Source organism: Sphaerisporangium sp. NPDC049003 (genome assembly GCF_043197795.1).
In the GTDB taxonomy this organism is placed as follows: domain Bacteria; phylum Actinomycetota; class Actinomycetes; order Streptosporangiales; family Streptosporangiaceae; genus Sphaerisporangium.
In genome coordinates this window covers 20,005-35,253 of record NZ_JBICTU010000053.1, presented here as the reverse complement: position 1 = coordinate 35,253, position 15,249 = coordinate 20,005, and the positions used below count along the sequence as shown (strand labels likewise).

Sequence of the window (15,249 nt, the reverse complement as noted above, 5' to 3'; positions counted from 1 at the left end):
GTCACATCAAAGCGCGCCACATCCGAGTTCTATCAGCCATGACCAGCCCGCTACCGGACCCCACCAAGATCCGAACGTCAAACAGCTCCTAGCGGGCACTCCCGTGTCGGCCTTCACCCCCGGCGTGAACGCCGGAGCACTGGCCGACAATCCGGTAGCGGGTTCGCTGACCGTGAAAGCGCCCTTGGGGGGGTGGCCGCGGGTCCAGAGTGGTCGCATGAGAGTTCTGGTGATCGGCGGGTCGGTGTTCCTCGGCAGGGCCATCGTGGAAGAGGCCCTGCGGCAGGGGCACGACGTCACGACCTTCAACAGGGGCAGGTCCGGAGAGGATCTGCCCGGGGTGACGGCCGTCCGCGGCGACCGGGAGGTCACCGCGGACCTCGAAGCGCTCGCCGAGGGCGGCGAGTGGGACGCCGTCATCGACGTGTGCGGCTTCACCCCCCGGGTCGTCGCCGACTCCGCTCGCGTCCTGTCGGGGCACGCCGCGACCTACGCGTTCATCTCGTCCATCTCCGCCGTCTCCGGCTGGCCGGCCAAGCGCGTCGACGAGTCCGCTCCCCGGTGGGAGTGCTCGCCCGACGCCGGCCCTGATGACGGCGACTACGGGGTCCTGAAGGCCGGCTGCGAGCGCGCCGTGGAGCACTACTTCGACGGGAACGCCCTGATCATTCAGCCGGGGCTCATCCTCGGCCCCTGGGAGAACATCGGCCGCCTGCCCGCGTGGCTGCGGCGCGTCTCCCGCGGCGGCCGGGTCGTGGCCCCAGGTGACCCCGGCCTCCCCATGCAGCTCATCGACGCCCGTGACATCGCGATCTTCACCCTCGATCAGGCGGCCAAGGGGGTCAACGACCGTTTCATGACGACCGGGCCCGCCGGCAACACCACGTTCGGCCGGTGGCTGGCCGACTGCGCCGAGGTCACAGGCGTGAGCCCCGAGCTGGTCTGGATCGACGACCGGTTCCTGCTCGACCACGAGGTCGAGCCGTGGACCGAGCTTCCGCTCTGGATGCCAAAGGCCCCCGGTGAGGTGGGCGCCTGGGATGTCTCGACCGCGAAGGCCGAGGCGGCGGGGCTGCGGTGCCGCCCGGTCCACGAGACCGTTCGTGACACGTGGCACTGGCTGAAGGACCGCGACCAGGCCGAGTTGGAGCGCCGCTACCGCAGCTGGCCGCGGCACGGCCTGGCCCCCGACAAGGAGGCCCGCATCCTCAGCGAGTGGGACGCCCGTGGTCGCTGACTAGTGCGGAGGAACCCCCGGACGCGTAGTCATCTGGCCCTCTTCGAGGGGTTTTGGACCGTACGTGCGCTACGGGCGATCTACGGGTGTTAGCGTCTGCTCCGTGGCAGACCCCCAAGGGACCGCGGGTCCCGACGAGCGCGAGTCCAGGAGGACCACTGCGGGCCCTCCACCTGACATGACCATGTTGAAGACGCTGCGCCCGCAGGACTACAACGAGGTCGCCTACGTGGGGCACTTCTTCCGCAAGGGGCAGCCCGTGGTCCTGGACCTCACCGGCATGTCGGACGCGGACGCCAAGCCGCTCCTCGACTTCGCGGTGGGCCTGGTCTTCGGGCGCCGCGGCGACATGGAACGCATCGCGCCCAAGGTCTTCCTGCTGGTCCCCTCCGGCGTGGTCGTCAACGCCTGAGACGGGCTCCGCTCCGGGTACGGCGGTGCCGTACCCGGAGGCGTCCCGGATACGGCACCCGCGCGGTCACGCCGGAGTCCCGGCCAGGTTCACAGTGGCGGGGTGACGTCGACGAAGGCCGTGCAGTTGGCCGGCCACAGGACGTTCGGGGTGAGGCCGCACGACGTCTCGGCCACCTGGCCGGTCTTCGCCCGCACTGTGACGAGCAACTTGTTGGTGGCCGGGGCCACCACCAGAGTGATGCCCGTGACGGCGGTGCCCGGGACCTTGCTGGGCAGTTTCGCCGCGCTCAACGCCGCCGTCAGCACCGGGGCGGCCGTCAGCGTCACACCCGTGACGTTGCCGGGGTAGCCCGCCAGCGAGGACAGGTCGTGCCAGACGGGGTTCGGCGCGACCGACGTGGGGTCCCGGACCAGGGTCGCCCCGTTGAACCGGGTCTCGGCGACGTACTTCACGGGCCCGGTCGTCACGCCCGTCGGCGTGGCCAGCGCCGAGTCCACACCGTCGACCCGGCCCCGGGGCCCGGGAGGACCCTCGGGGCAGCCGTTGTCCTTGTCACGAGTCCGGTCGTCGTGGTCGCACCTCGCGGCGGTCCTCCACCAGAGGCCGGTCGCGGCATGGACGGCGCCGGCCACCGCCCGGTGCCCGGAGACGCTCTTCCCTTCCACGCTGACGCCGGCCGTTGCCGGGCTCGACAGCGCGACGAACCCGCCGGCGGCCGCGGTCGCGACCACCAGGGTCCACACGGTCCTACCTGTGGACGGACCATTTTCCCGAGGAGTCACTCGGTTCCCCCATATCACTTGAATTCCCCTTAGGCCCTGAGACGGTCGGGCGGAAGGTGTCGTGGTGACTGACGGCGCCGTACCCGGGACACCCCGGGCACGGCACGCGCTGTCACTCCGAAAGCCCTGGTCAGGCCTAGAGCGGTGGCGTGATGTCGACGAAGCCGCCGCAGACGCCGGGCCAGGTCGCGTTCACGGTGACGAGGCAGGTCGTCTGGGCGACCCGACCGGCCTGGGTCCGCACCGTGATCTGCAGGGTGTTGGTGGCCGGCACCGCCGTCAGGCTGACATCCGACGCGTTGCCGGGGTAGCCCGCCAGCGTCGAGAGGTCGTGCCAGAACGGGTTCGGCGCGATCGACGTGGGGTCCCGGACGAAGGCCGGGCCGTTGCCCTGGGCGAGGGCGACGTACTTGACGGGGGCGAGCGCACCGGTCGGGGTGGCCAGCGCCGAGTCGATGCCATCGCCGCGGCCCCTGGGTCCGGGAGGACCAGGAGGGCCGGGATGGCACTTCTTCGAGCACTTGCCCTTGCCGTCCTCGTCGTCGTCGTCGTCATCACCGATCGGCTTCGCCTGGCCGGCGCCGACGTGGCCGGTGTCGTACGACACCTGCTGCCCGGGGGCGTTCCCCGCTTCCGTTCCGGCCTGGGCCATCGCCGGGCACGACAGTGCGACGAAGCCGCCGGTGATCGCCGTCGCGACCGCCAGAGTCCACGCGGGCCTATCTATGAAAGAGCCTTTTTCCCGAGGAATCACTCGGTTCCCCCATATCGCTTGAATTCCGATGAATCGGACCTTCTTCATGCCGCCATGGCGGCACTGCGACCAGGGGAATACCCATTCAGCCAACCCGCGAAGCAGCACTGAAGTAGCGATAGAGAAAACAGGCGTCACAATAAATAAAAGAATCCACAGACCTTGGAACCCGGCACCATTCCGGCAGACCATTTGGGCGGAAGAATCCGTCATCAAATGCCTTCGGCGACTTTCCTGTTACAAGTAGCGATCAACCGCTCCGATAACTCATCGGGCTCGACGGGTCACTATAAATTCGGATAAATCTATCGACCAACCGAGAACCCGGCATGCAGCCGCCCTGCCGACAGATATCCCGATATGCCAGATCGCCACGCACCCCGAAGCCCTCACGGGGCAGCCTGGCGCCCTGCCTTCGTGGAACTCCATGCCCATACGTCGCTCGCACGCAACGCCGGATCTCATCACGGCCTCACATCCATTTCGACGACACGACAAAGGTGCCCACGATCCGAAGAACACCGATCATGCCGATTCACCCGTATGAGTGCTTCCGAGTGGACGAACCGGATGCGACGTTCGATGAACCCACCTTGCGAAATCCCTGCCGGCTGAACGGAACACCTCACACACCGTTCTCCACGCGGAGGACACCATGGAAAGAATGGCGGGAAATCCAGCCGCGCCGCGGGTGCCGCGGATAATGCCGCCACCAGTCCATATCAATGTGGTAAACGACACCACGCGCCCCGGGGCACTACGGGCCGTGGAGGCAGAACTCGTTGCCCTCGGGGTCGGTCAGGACGACCCAGTGTTCCTCGGTGGTCACCACTCGCGCGCCCAGTGCGACCAGTCGCCTCAGCTCCGCGTCGAGATCGTCGCACGCCAGGTCGAGATGGATCCGGTTCTTGACCGTCTTGGGTTCTGGGACCAACTGGAAGAAGAACCGCGGCCTGACGCCCGGCTGAGCCTCGACCAGCACCGTCGGGTCGTCTTCCGGGTCATCGATCCCTTCGCCCCGTAGCCGTTCCAGCTCGGCCTCGTCGTACGGAGCCACCTCGTAACCGTCCAGGACGGCCGCCCAGAACCGCGCCGCCGATGCGGGGTGCCGGCAATCGACCACGACATCCTTGATCCACGCCATACCGCCATGATCCTTCGAAGAACCCAGATTCGCGACCCCTTCTGCTTGGGGGTTCAGCGCCGGCTCAGCAGTCGGCGTGCGCCGTACAGGATGACGCCGGCCACCAGGACCGCGCTGCCCGCCAGCACCGAGACGGACGGGAGGCTGAACGCCAGCGCGGCGCAGCCGAGCAGTCCTAGCAGGGGGACGCCCCGGGGCGGGCGTCCTTCGCCGGGCGGCAAGGTCCAGGCGCAGGCATTGGCGATGGCGTAGTACACCAGGACGCCGAAGGAGGAGAACCCGATCGCGCCGCGCAGGTCGCTGGTCAGCACCAGGACGGTGACGACGGAGCCGACGGCGAGCTCCGCCCGGTGCGGCACCTTGAAGCGCGGGTGCACCGCGGCCAAGGCGGGCGGCAGGTAGCGGTCCCTGGCCATGGCCAACGTCGTGCGGGACACTCCGAGGATCAACGCGAGCAGCGACCCGAGGGCGGCGATCGCGGCGCCGGCGCGGACGGCGGGGGCCAGGGCGGGCAGCCCCGCCGCGGTGACCGCCTCGGCCAGCGGGGCGGTCGTGTGGGCCAGCCGCTGAGGGCCCAGGACTGCCAGGACGGTGACCGCCACGGCCGCGTAGACCAGCAGGGTGACGCCGAGCGCGATGGGGATGGCGCGGCGGATGGTGCGGGCGGGATCGCGCACTTCCTCGCCGAGGGTCGCGATGCGGGCGTAGCCGGCGAAGGCGAAGAACAGCAGGCCCGCCGCTTGCAGCACGCCTGGCACGCCGGCTTCGGAGGGGATGGTGAGGCGGGCCGGCTGGGCGTGGCCGCTGGTCAGGAGGGCCACCACCACGGTGGCCAGCACGACCAGGACCGCCGCGACGATCGCGCGGGTCAGCCACGCGGCCTTGTGCACTCCGGTGTAGTTCAGCGCCGTCAAGGCCACCACCGCGGCCACGGCGATCTCTCGATGGTGCCCCGGCCACACGTACGCGCCCACGGTGAGCGCCATCGCCGCGCACGAGGCGATCTTCCCGACCACGAAGCTCCACCCGGCCAGATACCCCCACAGCGGCCCGAGGCGCTCACGCCCGTACACGTAGGTGCCGCCGGAGGCGGGGTAGCGCGCCGCCAGCCGCGCCGAGGAGGTGGCGTTGCAGTACGCCACCACCGCCGCGACCGCCAGTCCGATCAGCATTCCGGAGCCGGCGGCGGCCGCGGCCGGGGCCGGCGCGGAGAACACCCCGGCACCGATCATCGATCCCAGGCCGATGACCACGGCGTCGGTCAAGCCGAGGTGACGTTCGAGCACCGGCCGCCCAGGCCCGGCCCCTGTCGCCACGGCGAGCCCTCCCTCCACACGAACGGACCTCGATACCGGCTCACGATACGGGTAGGCCCTGCTGTCGCTGATGGTGTGGCTGAAGTCCTGTCAACGACTGGGCGGCTCCCGAGACCGGAGGAGATCCTCGCTGACCGGATCGTCGTGCCTCAGGCCTGGCGGACGCGCGTCGCGGTGAGGTGAATCGTCACTGCCGGCGGATCGTATCCAGCGGTGGCCAATGACCTGCAAAAACACCAGATACCTCCTTGTATGTGCATCATCCGGTTACCTACCGTGAGGGTATGTGCGCTCCGTTCTCTCGCCGCTCGTTCCTTGAGGGGGCGCTGGCCGCTGGACTGGTCGGCCAGTCGCTCGGGAAGACGGCCGAAGAGAGCTCCCCGATCGCCGGTGATGTCGTGCCCTTTCACGGCGAACACCAGTCCGGCATCACCGAGCCGCCGCTCGTGCCGCAACAGCAGGGGATCTTCGCCGCCTACGACGTGACCGCCGAGAACCGCGGTGAGCTCACCCGTCTGTTCCGTACCCTCACCGAGCGGGCCCGTTTCCTCACCAGTGGCGGCCCCGCGCACCCCGACCCTCATTCATCGGGCTCCGGGCTCCTGGGCAGCACCCTGGTGCCGGACGGGCTGACCATGACCGTCGGTGTCGGAGCCTCTCTGTTCGACGGCCGCTTCGGGTTGGCCGGCCGCAAACCCATCGAGTTGGTCCCCATGACCGCGTTCGCCCACGATGACCTGGATCCCGCCGAATGCCACGGAGACCTCCTGTTGCAGTTGTGCGCCAACCACGCCGACGCGTTGGTGAACGCGTTGATCGACATTCACACTCGCACCAGTGGGCTGATGCGGCAGCGCTGGCGCGTCGACGGGTTCCGCAGCCCGCAACGCCCGAGCGGAACTCCCCGTGACCTGCTCGGATTCCACGACGACGTCGCCAACCACTTCCTGACCGACGTCAAGGGCCGGATCGACACGTTCGTCTGGGCGCATCAGCCCTCCCCCGAACCGGCCTGGACCACCGGCGGCACCTACCAGGTGATCCGCATCGTGCGGTTCCATCTGGACGAATGGAATCGGGTACCGGTCGCCCGGCAGGAAAAGATCATCGGTCGGCACAAGGTCACCGGCATTCCGCTGAACGGCGGCGCCGACCTCGACTCCCCTGTGGTCTACGACCCCAAGGGCGAGGTCATGCCGTTCAACTGCCACGTCCGCCTCGCCAACCCGCAGACGGTCGACTCCCGTTTCAGCGCGCCCAACCCGTACGTGCCGGAGAAGGTGCCTCCTGTCCACATCTGGCGCCGCAGCTACCAGTACATGCGCGCCCCAGACGTCAACGGGAGCATGGACGCGGGGCACGCCTTCTGCTGCTTCCAGCGCAAGCTCAGCACCTATATCGACATGCAGCAGCGGCTGGAAAGGGAAATGCTCGTCCCGTACGTCACCCCGACCGGCGGCGGCTACTTCTTCGCCCTGCCGGGTGTGACCAATGCCCAGGACTACTACGCCCGCGCCCTGCTGACCTGAACGCGCCACGCGCCTCGGCGCGAGGAGGAGGCCGCGCGCTTCAGCGCGAGGAAGAGGCCGCGCGCCTCAGCGCGAGGAAGAGGCCGCGCGCCTCAGCGCGAGGAAGAGGCCGCGCGGCGGGAGTTCGAGCGGGAGAAGGCCAGGCTTCATGCCGACCATTTCGACCTGCTGATCGTCCTGGTTTGCGCGTCTGGCGGACGACGACTTGATGGGGTGACCGGGAGCCCCCGTCATCAGCCCTTGCTATTCGTCAGGCAACAGGTAGCGCCAGGAGAGCACGAAGAGTGCTCCCGAACTGGTCTTGAAGAGTGACCGGCCGTGCTCCTGCCCGGCAGGCACCGCCTTGACGATCGCACTCACCGCCGCCCCCTCGATGTCCTGCTGCCAAACCGGGTCCACCGTGCCCGAAGGCTCCGGGACCCCTGCGGGCCACGGCGCCGGCTTGCCCTCCGCCGAGGCCGCCCCTTCGGCGACCATGCGGACGCGGGTGGCGACGTAGTCGGTACCCGCGGCGGCGGCCCGGGTCGCCAAGCCGTCCATCAGCTTCTTCGCCTCCGAGAGCTCCTTCGGGTAGAAGTCCGCGACCTGGTCCAGAGCCGGGGCCCGGACCTCCAGCATTCTTCCGTCCTTCCCCCGTACCCCGAGGACGGTGGTCGGCACGTCCGCCACCATCGGCGCGCCCGGCTTTGGCTCCGCGGTCGGCGGTTGCCCGGTCAGGTACGTCTCCATCGACGCGACCGTCTCGCCCGTCTCGGCATCGGTGAGCTTCAGCTGCTTGCTCGCGTCAACGATCACCAGGCCGTCGCTGTACAGCACCACCCTCGGCGGACGCAGCACGTTCATGGCCGCGGTCACGAACCCGCCTTCGGCACCCCACAATGCGACCGGCTTCGCCGGCCCGTCGTCTGCCAAGCTCGCCGACATATCCGATTCCGCTCCTCCGCAGGCCGCAGTCAGGGACAACAGTGCCACGAGCAGGGTCATTCGCAATCTCATGCCCCACAAACGTACGTTTCCGTCAGATGGTTCAGCCGGTGTCGTTCGCGGTCAGGCGGATCCACCGGCAAGGGCAATCGCCGACTCGGCGAGATCGCGGCCGCCTACGGCGTTCATTTCTTCTCGCTGAGGGCGAGCAGCCTGTCCACCAGTGTCCGGGCGTGGTGCGCGTTGGTCGGCCGTTCGAAGAACATCGCGTGGAAGTACAGCGGTGCGAGGATGACCTCCAGCAGCTCAAGCAACGTGGGGGGGTTCTCCCCGCGATCCCTGGCGCGGTCGAGAATCTTCTGGAGCTGCGTGCCTCGCTCCAGAAGGTAGACATGCTTGGAAGGCTCTCCCTCCGGGCGCGCGCCCACCAGGGCGGCACGGAGGAAGACGCGACCGAGGGGGCCGGCCACGTCCTCGGCCACCTGGACCGCGTAGGCCTCCAGGTCCCCACGGAGCGTCCCGGTGTCGGGAACCGGGGACGAGCGCGTGAGCTGCTCGGTCACCACGTCATCGACCAACGCGCCCAACGTGCCCCAGCGCCGGTAGATCGTGGCCTGGTGGACTCCGGATCGCTCCGCCACCTGCGCGATGCTCAGATCGTCCCAGTCCGCCTCGTGGAGCAGGTCGAAAACGGCCTCGCATACGGCCGTGCGGACGCGGGCGTTACGCCCCCCGGGCCGGCGTACGGGTTCCTGTGCTGCCATGGCCGACATCTTAACGCGAATAGTCTTGCTTTAAGCGCGTCGCCGCGCTAACTTCCACTTGAAGCGAATAGCTTCGCATTAAGGGGACGGGCGTGGATGCGCTGATCTTTGAGAAGGACGTCACGTTCTGGTACGAGACGCTGCGCTTGCTCGGCCACATCGCCTACGGCGGCGCGGACATCGGTGAAGTGATCACCACCGCGCCGCGGATCGACGAGAGTGACTACGACAGCTGGCACAAGGAGTGGCGGGCGACGGCCGACCGCGCCGCCGGCATGTGGGTCACCGGCGCCCGGTCATCGCGCGGGTACGCGGCCAAGATGCTCGGCTATCACCTTCGTGACGGCATCGCCGAGCGGATCAGGTGCCCCACCCTGGTCTGCTCGGCCCCCGGCGACTTCGACTTCCAAGGCCAGCCCGAGGCGCTCCACGATCACCTGACCTGCCCGAGAACCTTCCTCGAGTTCACCGCCGAGGAGGGTGCCGACGCCCATTGCCATTCAGGCGCCCAGCGACTGGCCATGGCCCGCATCAGTGACTGGCTCGACGAGACCTTCAGGAGTGAGAAATGAGCCGTTCAGGTAACAACCAGATCGTTTCGGTCGTGCTGTGGGACGTGGTGCCGGTGATCGGCACCTACTATGTGTGCCGCGCGCTGAGCGTGAGCGAGTACGCCGCCATGCTGACGGCGGCGAGCGTCGGATTCCTGCGGGTCGCCTACGTCGCCGTCCGGCAGCGTCGCTTCGATGGATTCGCCGCCTTCATGGGCGTCGTCTTCGGCGTGGGAATGATCCTCTCCTTGCTGACGGGAGACGCGAAGTTCCTCCTGGCCATCAAGTCCGTCACCACCGCGGTCGCGGGCCTGATCTTCCTGGGTTCCTGCGTCGCAGGCCGTCCCGCGGCCTTCGCCGTGGCGAAGCGCTTCGGCGCCGAAGACGCGGACACCGCGCGGCGCTGGGACGTCCTGTACGCGGCGGAGCCGATGTTCCGCCGGACCTACCTGGTGATGACCCTCGTCTGGGGAATCGCGCTTCTGGTCGAGTCGGCCGTCCGCCTCCCCCTGGTCTACTGGCTGCCGACCGATGTCATGGCCGGGCTGTCGTCGATCCTCCTGGTAGCGACCATCGGCCTGCTCGGAGCATGGAGCGCCTGGTACGGCAAGCGCGGCGAAGAGGCGGCGAAGAGGGCCTCCAGTTCGGAGGCCGGCTCCCGGGACGCGGTTCCCGCCAGGACACTGTCCGACGACTGAGCCGCGAACCCATCGCCGAGGTGTCCCGGTGGCTCGGGCACGAGTCCATCACCACGACCGTGGATCTCTACGGACATCTGGTCCCCGAGACGTCCGAGCGGGCTCGTACGGCCCTGGACCACGGACCACGCCTTCGCCGAGGCGGGCGAGCTCACGTGAATGTGCCCCCATTGTGCCCTCCGGCCGCGTCGATCTTGCCCGATCACGGCTTCACCGCAGGTCAGAGAAGAACAGGGCGGACGAGTCGGCCTGTAGGCCGGGTTTTGTCCTTTGCTTGCGCAAAGGGGCGACCATCCATCTAGGACCGCCGTTGCCGGCGGCCTCAAGCGGCCTACCCGCGCGACTCGGGCGGGTCACCCTCGAACGCCGCGCGCGGGGCCCTCCGAGGAGGACCCCTTCTTGACCTTGCTCCAGGTGGGGTTTACCGAGCCGCCCACGTCACCGTGGGCGCTGGTGGTCTCTTACACCACCGTTTCACCCTTACCTCCCCCGATCGGGGAGGCGGTCTGTTTTCTGTGGCACTGTCCCGCGGGTCACCCCGGGTCGGCGTTACCGACCACCTTGCCCTGTGGAGCCCGGACCTTCCTCGGCGGAGCTTCGAGAAGCCCCGACGCGGTCGCCCGGCCGACTCGTCCGCCGTTCGTCCAGTTTAACGGATCACAACTCGCCTTTGATCCAGCGCTGAGCCCCATCAGGTCTGATAGAAGGCGTACGGCGGTGGCCCGAGCCCCCGAGGTCGCCGCCGTACACCACGTGAGATCAGCGCCAGATCAGCGAAGGTGTGCGGTGTCGTTGAGCGAGGTGACCAGCGCCGGGCCGTCCGGGAAGTAGTCGACCGACGACAGGGACGCCACGTCGAGATGCATGCGGTAGAGCGCGGCCGGGGGCGCCAGCAGCGCGAAGCGCAGGAAGAGCTTGATCGGCGTCACGTGCGAGACGACCAGGACGGTCTTGCCGCCGTGTTCGAGCAGCAGCCTGTCTCTGGCCTCCTCGACCCGGATCGCCGCCTGCTCGAAGCTCTCGCCGCCGGGCGGGGCCACGGACGGGTCGGCGAGCCAGGCGGCCAGCTCGTCCGGCCAGTGGCGCTGGATCTCGGTGAACGTGTGGCCTTCCCATTCGCCGAAGTCGACCTCGCGCAGCCCCTCGTCGGCGGTGGTCTTGAGCCCGGTTCGGGAGGCGACGGCCTCACCCGTCTGCCGGGCGCGCCGGAGCGGGGAGGTGACGATCACGTCGATCTCGTACGTCTTGCCGGACAGCCGGGCGGCGGCGGCCTCGGCCTGGGCGACGCCCTTGGGGGTCAGCTCGGGGTCGCCGGTGCCGGAGAACCGGCGCTCGACGGAGAACGGCGTCTCGCCATGCCGGAGCAGCAGCAACGTGGTGGCGGTCCTGGCCGCTCCCATCCAGCCGCTCCCGCGCCGCGGCGCGGTGACGAGCGTCGCCTCGGCGGAGTGCTCCGGCTCGGAGTCGGAGGAGGCGAAGGGGGCGGAGGAGGCGAAGGGGGCGGCAGAGGCTGCGATGGAGGCGGCGGCGGAGGCGGCGGGGAGGATGGGGGCCGAGGGCTCCGCGGAGGCGGTGCTCTGCCATTTCGCGCCGCGGGCGGCGGCGTCCATGGCCTCGTTGGCGAGGCGGTCGGCGTCGCGGTTGCGCTCGCGCGGGATCCACTTCCAGCTCACGCGGAGGCGCCGCGCGAGGTCGGCCGCCTCCAGCGCGAGCGGGCGCAGCCCCTCGTTCTTGATCTTCCACCGGCCGGCCATCTGCTCGATGACCAGCTTGGAGTCCATGCGGACCTCGACCGTGGCGCCCTCGCCGGCGAGGGCGAGCACCGACCGCAGGCCGGCGATCAGGCCCTGGTACTCGGCGACGTTGTTGGTCGCGACCCCGAGCGAGTCGGCCGCCTCGGCCAGCACCTGCCCGCCGGGGTCCTTGACGACGGCGCCGTATCCGGCGGGGCCTGGATTGCCCCGGGAGCCGCCGTCGGCCTCGATGACGAGGTTCACAGGCCCGACTCGGGAGTGCGGACGAGGATCCTGCGGCACTCCTCGCAGCGGACCACCTCGTCCACGGCGGCCGCACGGATGCGGTTGAGGTCGGCGATCGACAGGGAGACCTTGCAGCCGTGGCACCGCCCGCCCTGCAGCATGGCCGCGCCGACGCTGTACTGCCCGCGCAGCTTCTCGTACAGGGCGAGCAGGTCGGCGGGGATGTCGGCGGTGATGCCTCCGCGCTTGCCCTTGGCCTCCCCGCTCTCCTTGTCGAGGGCGGCGAGCGCGACGTCGCGCTTCTCCTCCAGCGTGGAGAGGCCGGAGCCGATCTCGGCGCGCTCGGCCGACAGCCGGGCGACCGTGGCGTCCGCCGCCTCTCGGCGCTCCATGATCTCCAGCACCACGTCCTCCAGGTCGCCCTGGCGGCGGTGGAGCGAGGCGATCTCGGACTGGAGGTTGGACAGGTCCTTGGGTGAGGAGACCTGACCGGAGTCGAGGCGCTTCTGGTCGCGCTCGGCGCGCACCCGCACCGCGTCGACATCGGACTCGGCCTTGGCCTGCTCCCTCGCGAGGTCGCTGGTCTCGGTCTCCGCCGCGATCACCTCGGTCGCGAGGCGGGCCAGCTTGGCCGAACGCTCGTCGATCTCGGCGAGCTCGGGCAGCGTGCGGCGGCGATGCGCCAGCCGGTCGAGGATGGCGTCAAGCTCGGCCAGTTCGAGCAGACGCTTCTGTGCTTCCGGGGCTGCTTTCACTTAATTCCTCGCACTGTGCTGTTGTCGTCCAGGCGTCCGTGACCGTCTCGGAGACGCGCGTCTCAACATTAATCCCCCTGGCGGCCAACCCTGACGCGAGAAGCTCCGCGGCCTGAGGCAGCCAGGGCCATTCGGTGGCCCAGTGGGCCGCGTCGATCAGGGCCGGACCGCCCGAGAAGGCCCCCGACTGCATGAACTCGCTGGCCGGGTGGTGCCTGAGGTCGGCGGTCAGGAAGACGTCGGCCGCGCGGGCCATGCCGAGGAGGGAATCTCCCGCACCGCCGCTGACGGCGACCGTGCGCACCATGCGGGACGGGTCGCCGGCGACCCGCAGGCCCCACGCGGTGCGCGGGAGCCCCCGGGCGGCCCGGGAGGCGAATTCCCGCAGCGTGAGGGGCTCATCCAGTTCGCCGACGCGGCCGAGGCCACGGTCCGGGTCGTCCGGTGAGGGCCGCAGGGGGCGCAGCGGTCCGGAGAGCCCGACGGCCCTGGCCAGAGCGTCGGAGACGCCGGGGCTGGCCACGTCGGCATTGGTGTGCGCGGTGTAGAGGGCGATGTCGTGCTTGATCAACCGGTGGACCAGCGCGCCCTTGGCCGTGTCGGCGGCCACGGTGGTCGTGCCGCGCAGGTAGAGGGGATGGTGGGTGACGATCAGGTCGGCTCCCCAGGCCACCGCCTCGTCGGCGACGCTCGCCACAGGATCGACCGCAAACAGGATCTTGCCTACGAGTTGCGCCGGATCTCCGCAAACCAGGCCCACGGCGTCCCAGGTCTCCGCCCAAGCGGGGTCATACGCCGATTCAAGTTCCGCGATGATCGCGGACAACGCCGTTGGGGACACGTGCGCAGACTACCGCCACGATCTACCGTAAGTACGTCCTGACACCCGGAGGGCTGGCGAATGGCACCAACGGTAGCGATCATTGGGGCGGGCTTCGGCGGACTGTGCATGGGGATCCAGCTCCAGAGGGCCGGGATCACCACTTACACGATCTTCGAGAAGGCCGGCCGCGTCGGCGGCACCTGGCGGGACAACACCTACCCGGGGGCCGCCTGCGACGTGCCCTCCCACCTGTACTCCTACTCGTTCGAGCAGCGTCACGACTGGACGCGGCGCTTCCCGAGGCAGCACGAGATCCTCGCCTACCTCGAACGCTGCGCCGACAAGTACGGCCTGCGCCCGCGCCTGCGGCTGAACACCGAGGTGACGGCCGCAGCGTTCGACGAGTCGGTGAACCGGTGGCGGGTGACGACGGCCGACGGGCAGGAGGAGCTGTTCGACGTGGTCGTCTCCGGAGTGGGCCAGCTGAACCGGCCCAGCCTGCCCGACATTCCGGGAATGTCCTCCTATGAGGGTACGGGCTTCCACTCCGCCCGCTGGGACCACGACCACGATCTCACCGGCCGCCGCGTCGCCGTGATCGGCAACGGCTCCTCGGCCGCGCAGATCATCCCCCGCGTCGCCCGCGTCGCCGGCCACCTGGACGTCTACCAGCGCACGCCCAACTGGGTGATCCCCAAGGCGGACGGGACGTACGGGCCGCGCGAGAGGCTGGCGTTCCAGCGGGTGCCGCTCCTGCTCGCCGCCGACCGCGAGCGGATCTTCCGGTTCATCGAGGGCCTGGTGTTCCCCGTGCTCGTCGGAGGATGGAGCAGGCGGCTGATCGGCAAGCGCGCCAGGGACCACCTGAGGCGGCAGATCGAGGACCCGGCGCTGCGCGCCAAGCTCACCCCGGCCTATCCGATCGGCTGCAAGCGCATCGTGATCGACAGCGACTTCTACCCGGCGCTCACCCAGCCCAACGTCGACCTGGTCACCGAGCCGATCACCCGCATCGTGCCCGACGGCATCGAGACCGCCGGAGGCACCGTCCGCGAGGCCGACACGATCGTCTTCGCGACCGGCTTCCGGTCGACGGACTTCCTGGCCCCCATCGAGATCACCGGAAGGGAGGGCCGCAGGCTGCACGAGGTGTGGAAGGGCGGCGCCGAGGCCTACCTGGGCATCGCCGTGCCGTACTTCCCGAACCTCTTCCTGCTGTACGGGCCGAACACCAACCTCGGCCACAACTCGATCATCCTGATGATCGAGTCGCAGGTCCGCTACATCATGGGCTGCCTGCCGCTGCTGTCGGCGCGCGGGCCGATGGAGGTGCGTCCGGCCACCATGGACGCCTGGCGGCGGGCCCTCGACCAGGCCATGGCCCGCACCGTCTGGGAGGCGGGCTGCCACAGCTGGTACAAGAACGCCGCCGGAAGGGTGACCAACAACTGGCCCCGGCCGACGACGGTGTACCGCAGGATCACGCGGGCCCCCCGGCCCGGGGCGTACACCTTCGGCTGACCTCCGTCCACCCGCCCGGGACCTGGCGGCGTGGATTTCGATTTGCCCCGCGTGCGT

At 69.3% G+C, this 15,249-nt stretch carries 15 protein-coding genes and 1 other RNA gene; 6 read left to right on the top strand and 10 right to left on the bottom strand.

The genetic code is table 11. The features are described from left to right. Positions 1–217 precede the first annotated feature (217 nt). Both ACGFIV_RS34930 and ACGFIV_RS34925 read left to right on the top strand, forming a co-directional pair. A complete protein-coding gene (locus tag ACGFIV_RS34930) occupies positions 218–1,237 on the top strand; it encodes an NAD-dependent epimerase/dehydratase family protein (protein WP_358557456.1) in 1,020 nt (339 codons plus the stop codon). Positions 1,238–1,415: 178 nt separating this feature from the next. Beyond that, positions 1,416–1,649 carry a cell division protein SepF gene (locus ACGFIV_RS34925; RefSeq protein ID WP_358557458.1) on the top strand — a complete coding sequence of 78 codons (234 nt, stop codon included), beginning with the start codon at positions 1,416–1,418 and terminating at the stop codon, positions 1,647–1,649. A gap of 89 nt (positions 1,650–1,738) precedes the next feature. On the opposite strand, the gene ACGFIV_RS34920 is transcribed toward ACGFIV_RS34925, so the two are convergent. The 4 genes from ACGFIV_RS34920 to ACGFIV_RS34905 form a co-directional block, all read right to left on the bottom strand. After that, complete coding sequence (locus ACGFIV_RS34920) at positions 1,739–2,395, bottom strand: hypothetical protein (RefSeq protein WP_358557459.1); 657 nt, start codon at positions 2,393–2,395, stop codon at positions 1,739–1,741. Positions 2,396–2,570: 175 nt separating this feature from the next. After that, positions 2,571–3,188, bottom strand: coding sequence for a hypothetical protein (locus tag ACGFIV_RS34915; RefSeq protein ID WP_392839332.1), 618 nt, complete (start codon positions 3,186–3,188; stop codon positions 2,571–2,573). Positions 3,189–3,945: 757 nt separating this feature from the next. Next, complete coding sequence (locus ACGFIV_RS34910; RefSeq protein ID WP_358557465.1) at positions 3,946–4,332, bottom strand: VOC family protein; 387 nt, start codon at positions 4,330–4,332, stop codon at positions 3,946–3,948. 53 nt (positions 4,333–4,385) lie between these two features. Next, positions 4,386–5,648, bottom strand: coding sequence for an APC family permease (locus ACGFIV_RS34905; protein ID WP_358557468.1), 1,263 nt, complete (start codon positions 5,646–5,648; stop codon positions 4,386–4,388). 284 nt (positions 5,649–5,932) lie between these two features. Between ACGFIV_RS34905 and ACGFIV_RS34900 the strand changes: the two genes are divergently transcribed. Further along, a complete protein-coding gene (locus ACGFIV_RS34900) occupies positions 5,933–7,177 on the top strand; it encodes a Dyp-type peroxidase (protein ID WP_358557471.1) in 1,245 nt (414 codons plus the stop codon). A gap of 243 nt (positions 7,178–7,420) precedes the next feature. Here ACGFIV_RS34900 and ACGFIV_RS34895 read toward each other — a convergent pair whose 3' ends face one another. Continuing rightward, on the bottom strand, positions 7,421–8,161 hold the full coding sequence (locus ACGFIV_RS34895; RefSeq protein WP_358557474.1) for a hypothetical protein: 741 nt from the start codon (positions 8,159–8,161) through the stop codon (positions 7,421–7,423). Between the two features lie 125 nt (positions 8,162–8,286). Continuing rightward, complete coding sequence (locus ACGFIV_RS34890) at positions 8,287–8,865, bottom strand: TetR/AcrR family transcriptional regulator C-terminal ligand-binding domain-containing protein (protein ID WP_392839328.1); 579 nt, start codon at positions 8,863–8,865, stop codon at positions 8,287–8,289. A gap of 92 nt (positions 8,866–8,957) precedes the next feature. Between ACGFIV_RS34890 and ACGFIV_RS34885 the strand changes: the two genes are divergently transcribed. Together ACGFIV_RS34885 and ACGFIV_RS34880 are read left to right on the top strand one after the other, a co-directional pair. After that, positions 8,958–9,437 (top strand): hypothetical protein, encoded by a 480-nt coding sequence (locus tag ACGFIV_RS34885; protein WP_392839326.1) that lies wholly within the window; start codon positions 8,958–8,960, stop codon positions 9,435–9,437. Further along, a complete protein-coding gene (locus ACGFIV_RS34880; protein ID WP_358557447.1) occupies positions 9,434–10,114 on the top strand; it encodes a VC0807 family protein in 681 nt (226 codons plus the stop codon). The genes ACGFIV_RS34885 and ACGFIV_RS34880 overlap by 4 nt, the downstream gene beginning before the upstream one ends. A gap of 236 nt (positions 10,115–10,350) precedes the next feature. Here the strand turns inward: ACGFIV_RS34880 and rnpB are convergent. From rnpB to ACGFIV_RS34860, 4 genes are all read right to left on the bottom strand, one after another. Next, positions 10,351–10,746: RNase P RNA component class A (gene rnpB, locus ACGFIV_RS34875), an RNA gene on the bottom strand. A gap of 138 nt (positions 10,747–10,884) precedes the next feature. Further along, a complete protein-coding gene (locus ACGFIV_RS34870; protein ID WP_392839324.1) occupies positions 10,885–12,111 on the bottom strand; it encodes a bifunctional RNase H/acid phosphatase in 1,227 nt (408 codons plus the stop codon). Further along, a complete protein-coding gene (locus ACGFIV_RS34865) occupies positions 12,108–12,848 on the bottom strand; it encodes a C4-type zinc ribbon domain-containing protein (protein ID WP_358557441.1) in 741 nt (246 codons plus the stop codon). The genes ACGFIV_RS34870 and ACGFIV_RS34865 overlap by 4 nt, the downstream gene beginning before the upstream one ends. Further along, entirely contained in the window at positions 12,796–13,689 is an 894-nt protein-coding gene (locus ACGFIV_RS34860) for a Nif3-like dinuclear metal center hexameric protein (RefSeq protein WP_358557438.1), read from the bottom strand. Before ACGFIV_RS34860 ends, ACGFIV_RS34865 begins: the two co-directional genes overlap by 53 nt. Positions 13,690–13,749: 60 nt before the next feature. Here ACGFIV_RS34860 and ACGFIV_RS34855 point away from each other — a divergent pair, with 60 nt between their 5' ends. Next, positions 13,750–15,192, top strand: a complete 1,443-nt coding sequence (locus ACGFIV_RS34855; protein ID WP_392839321.1) for a flavin-containing monooxygenase — start codon at positions 13,750–13,752, stop codon at positions 15,190–15,192. Positions 15,193–15,249 lie beyond the last annotated feature (57 nt).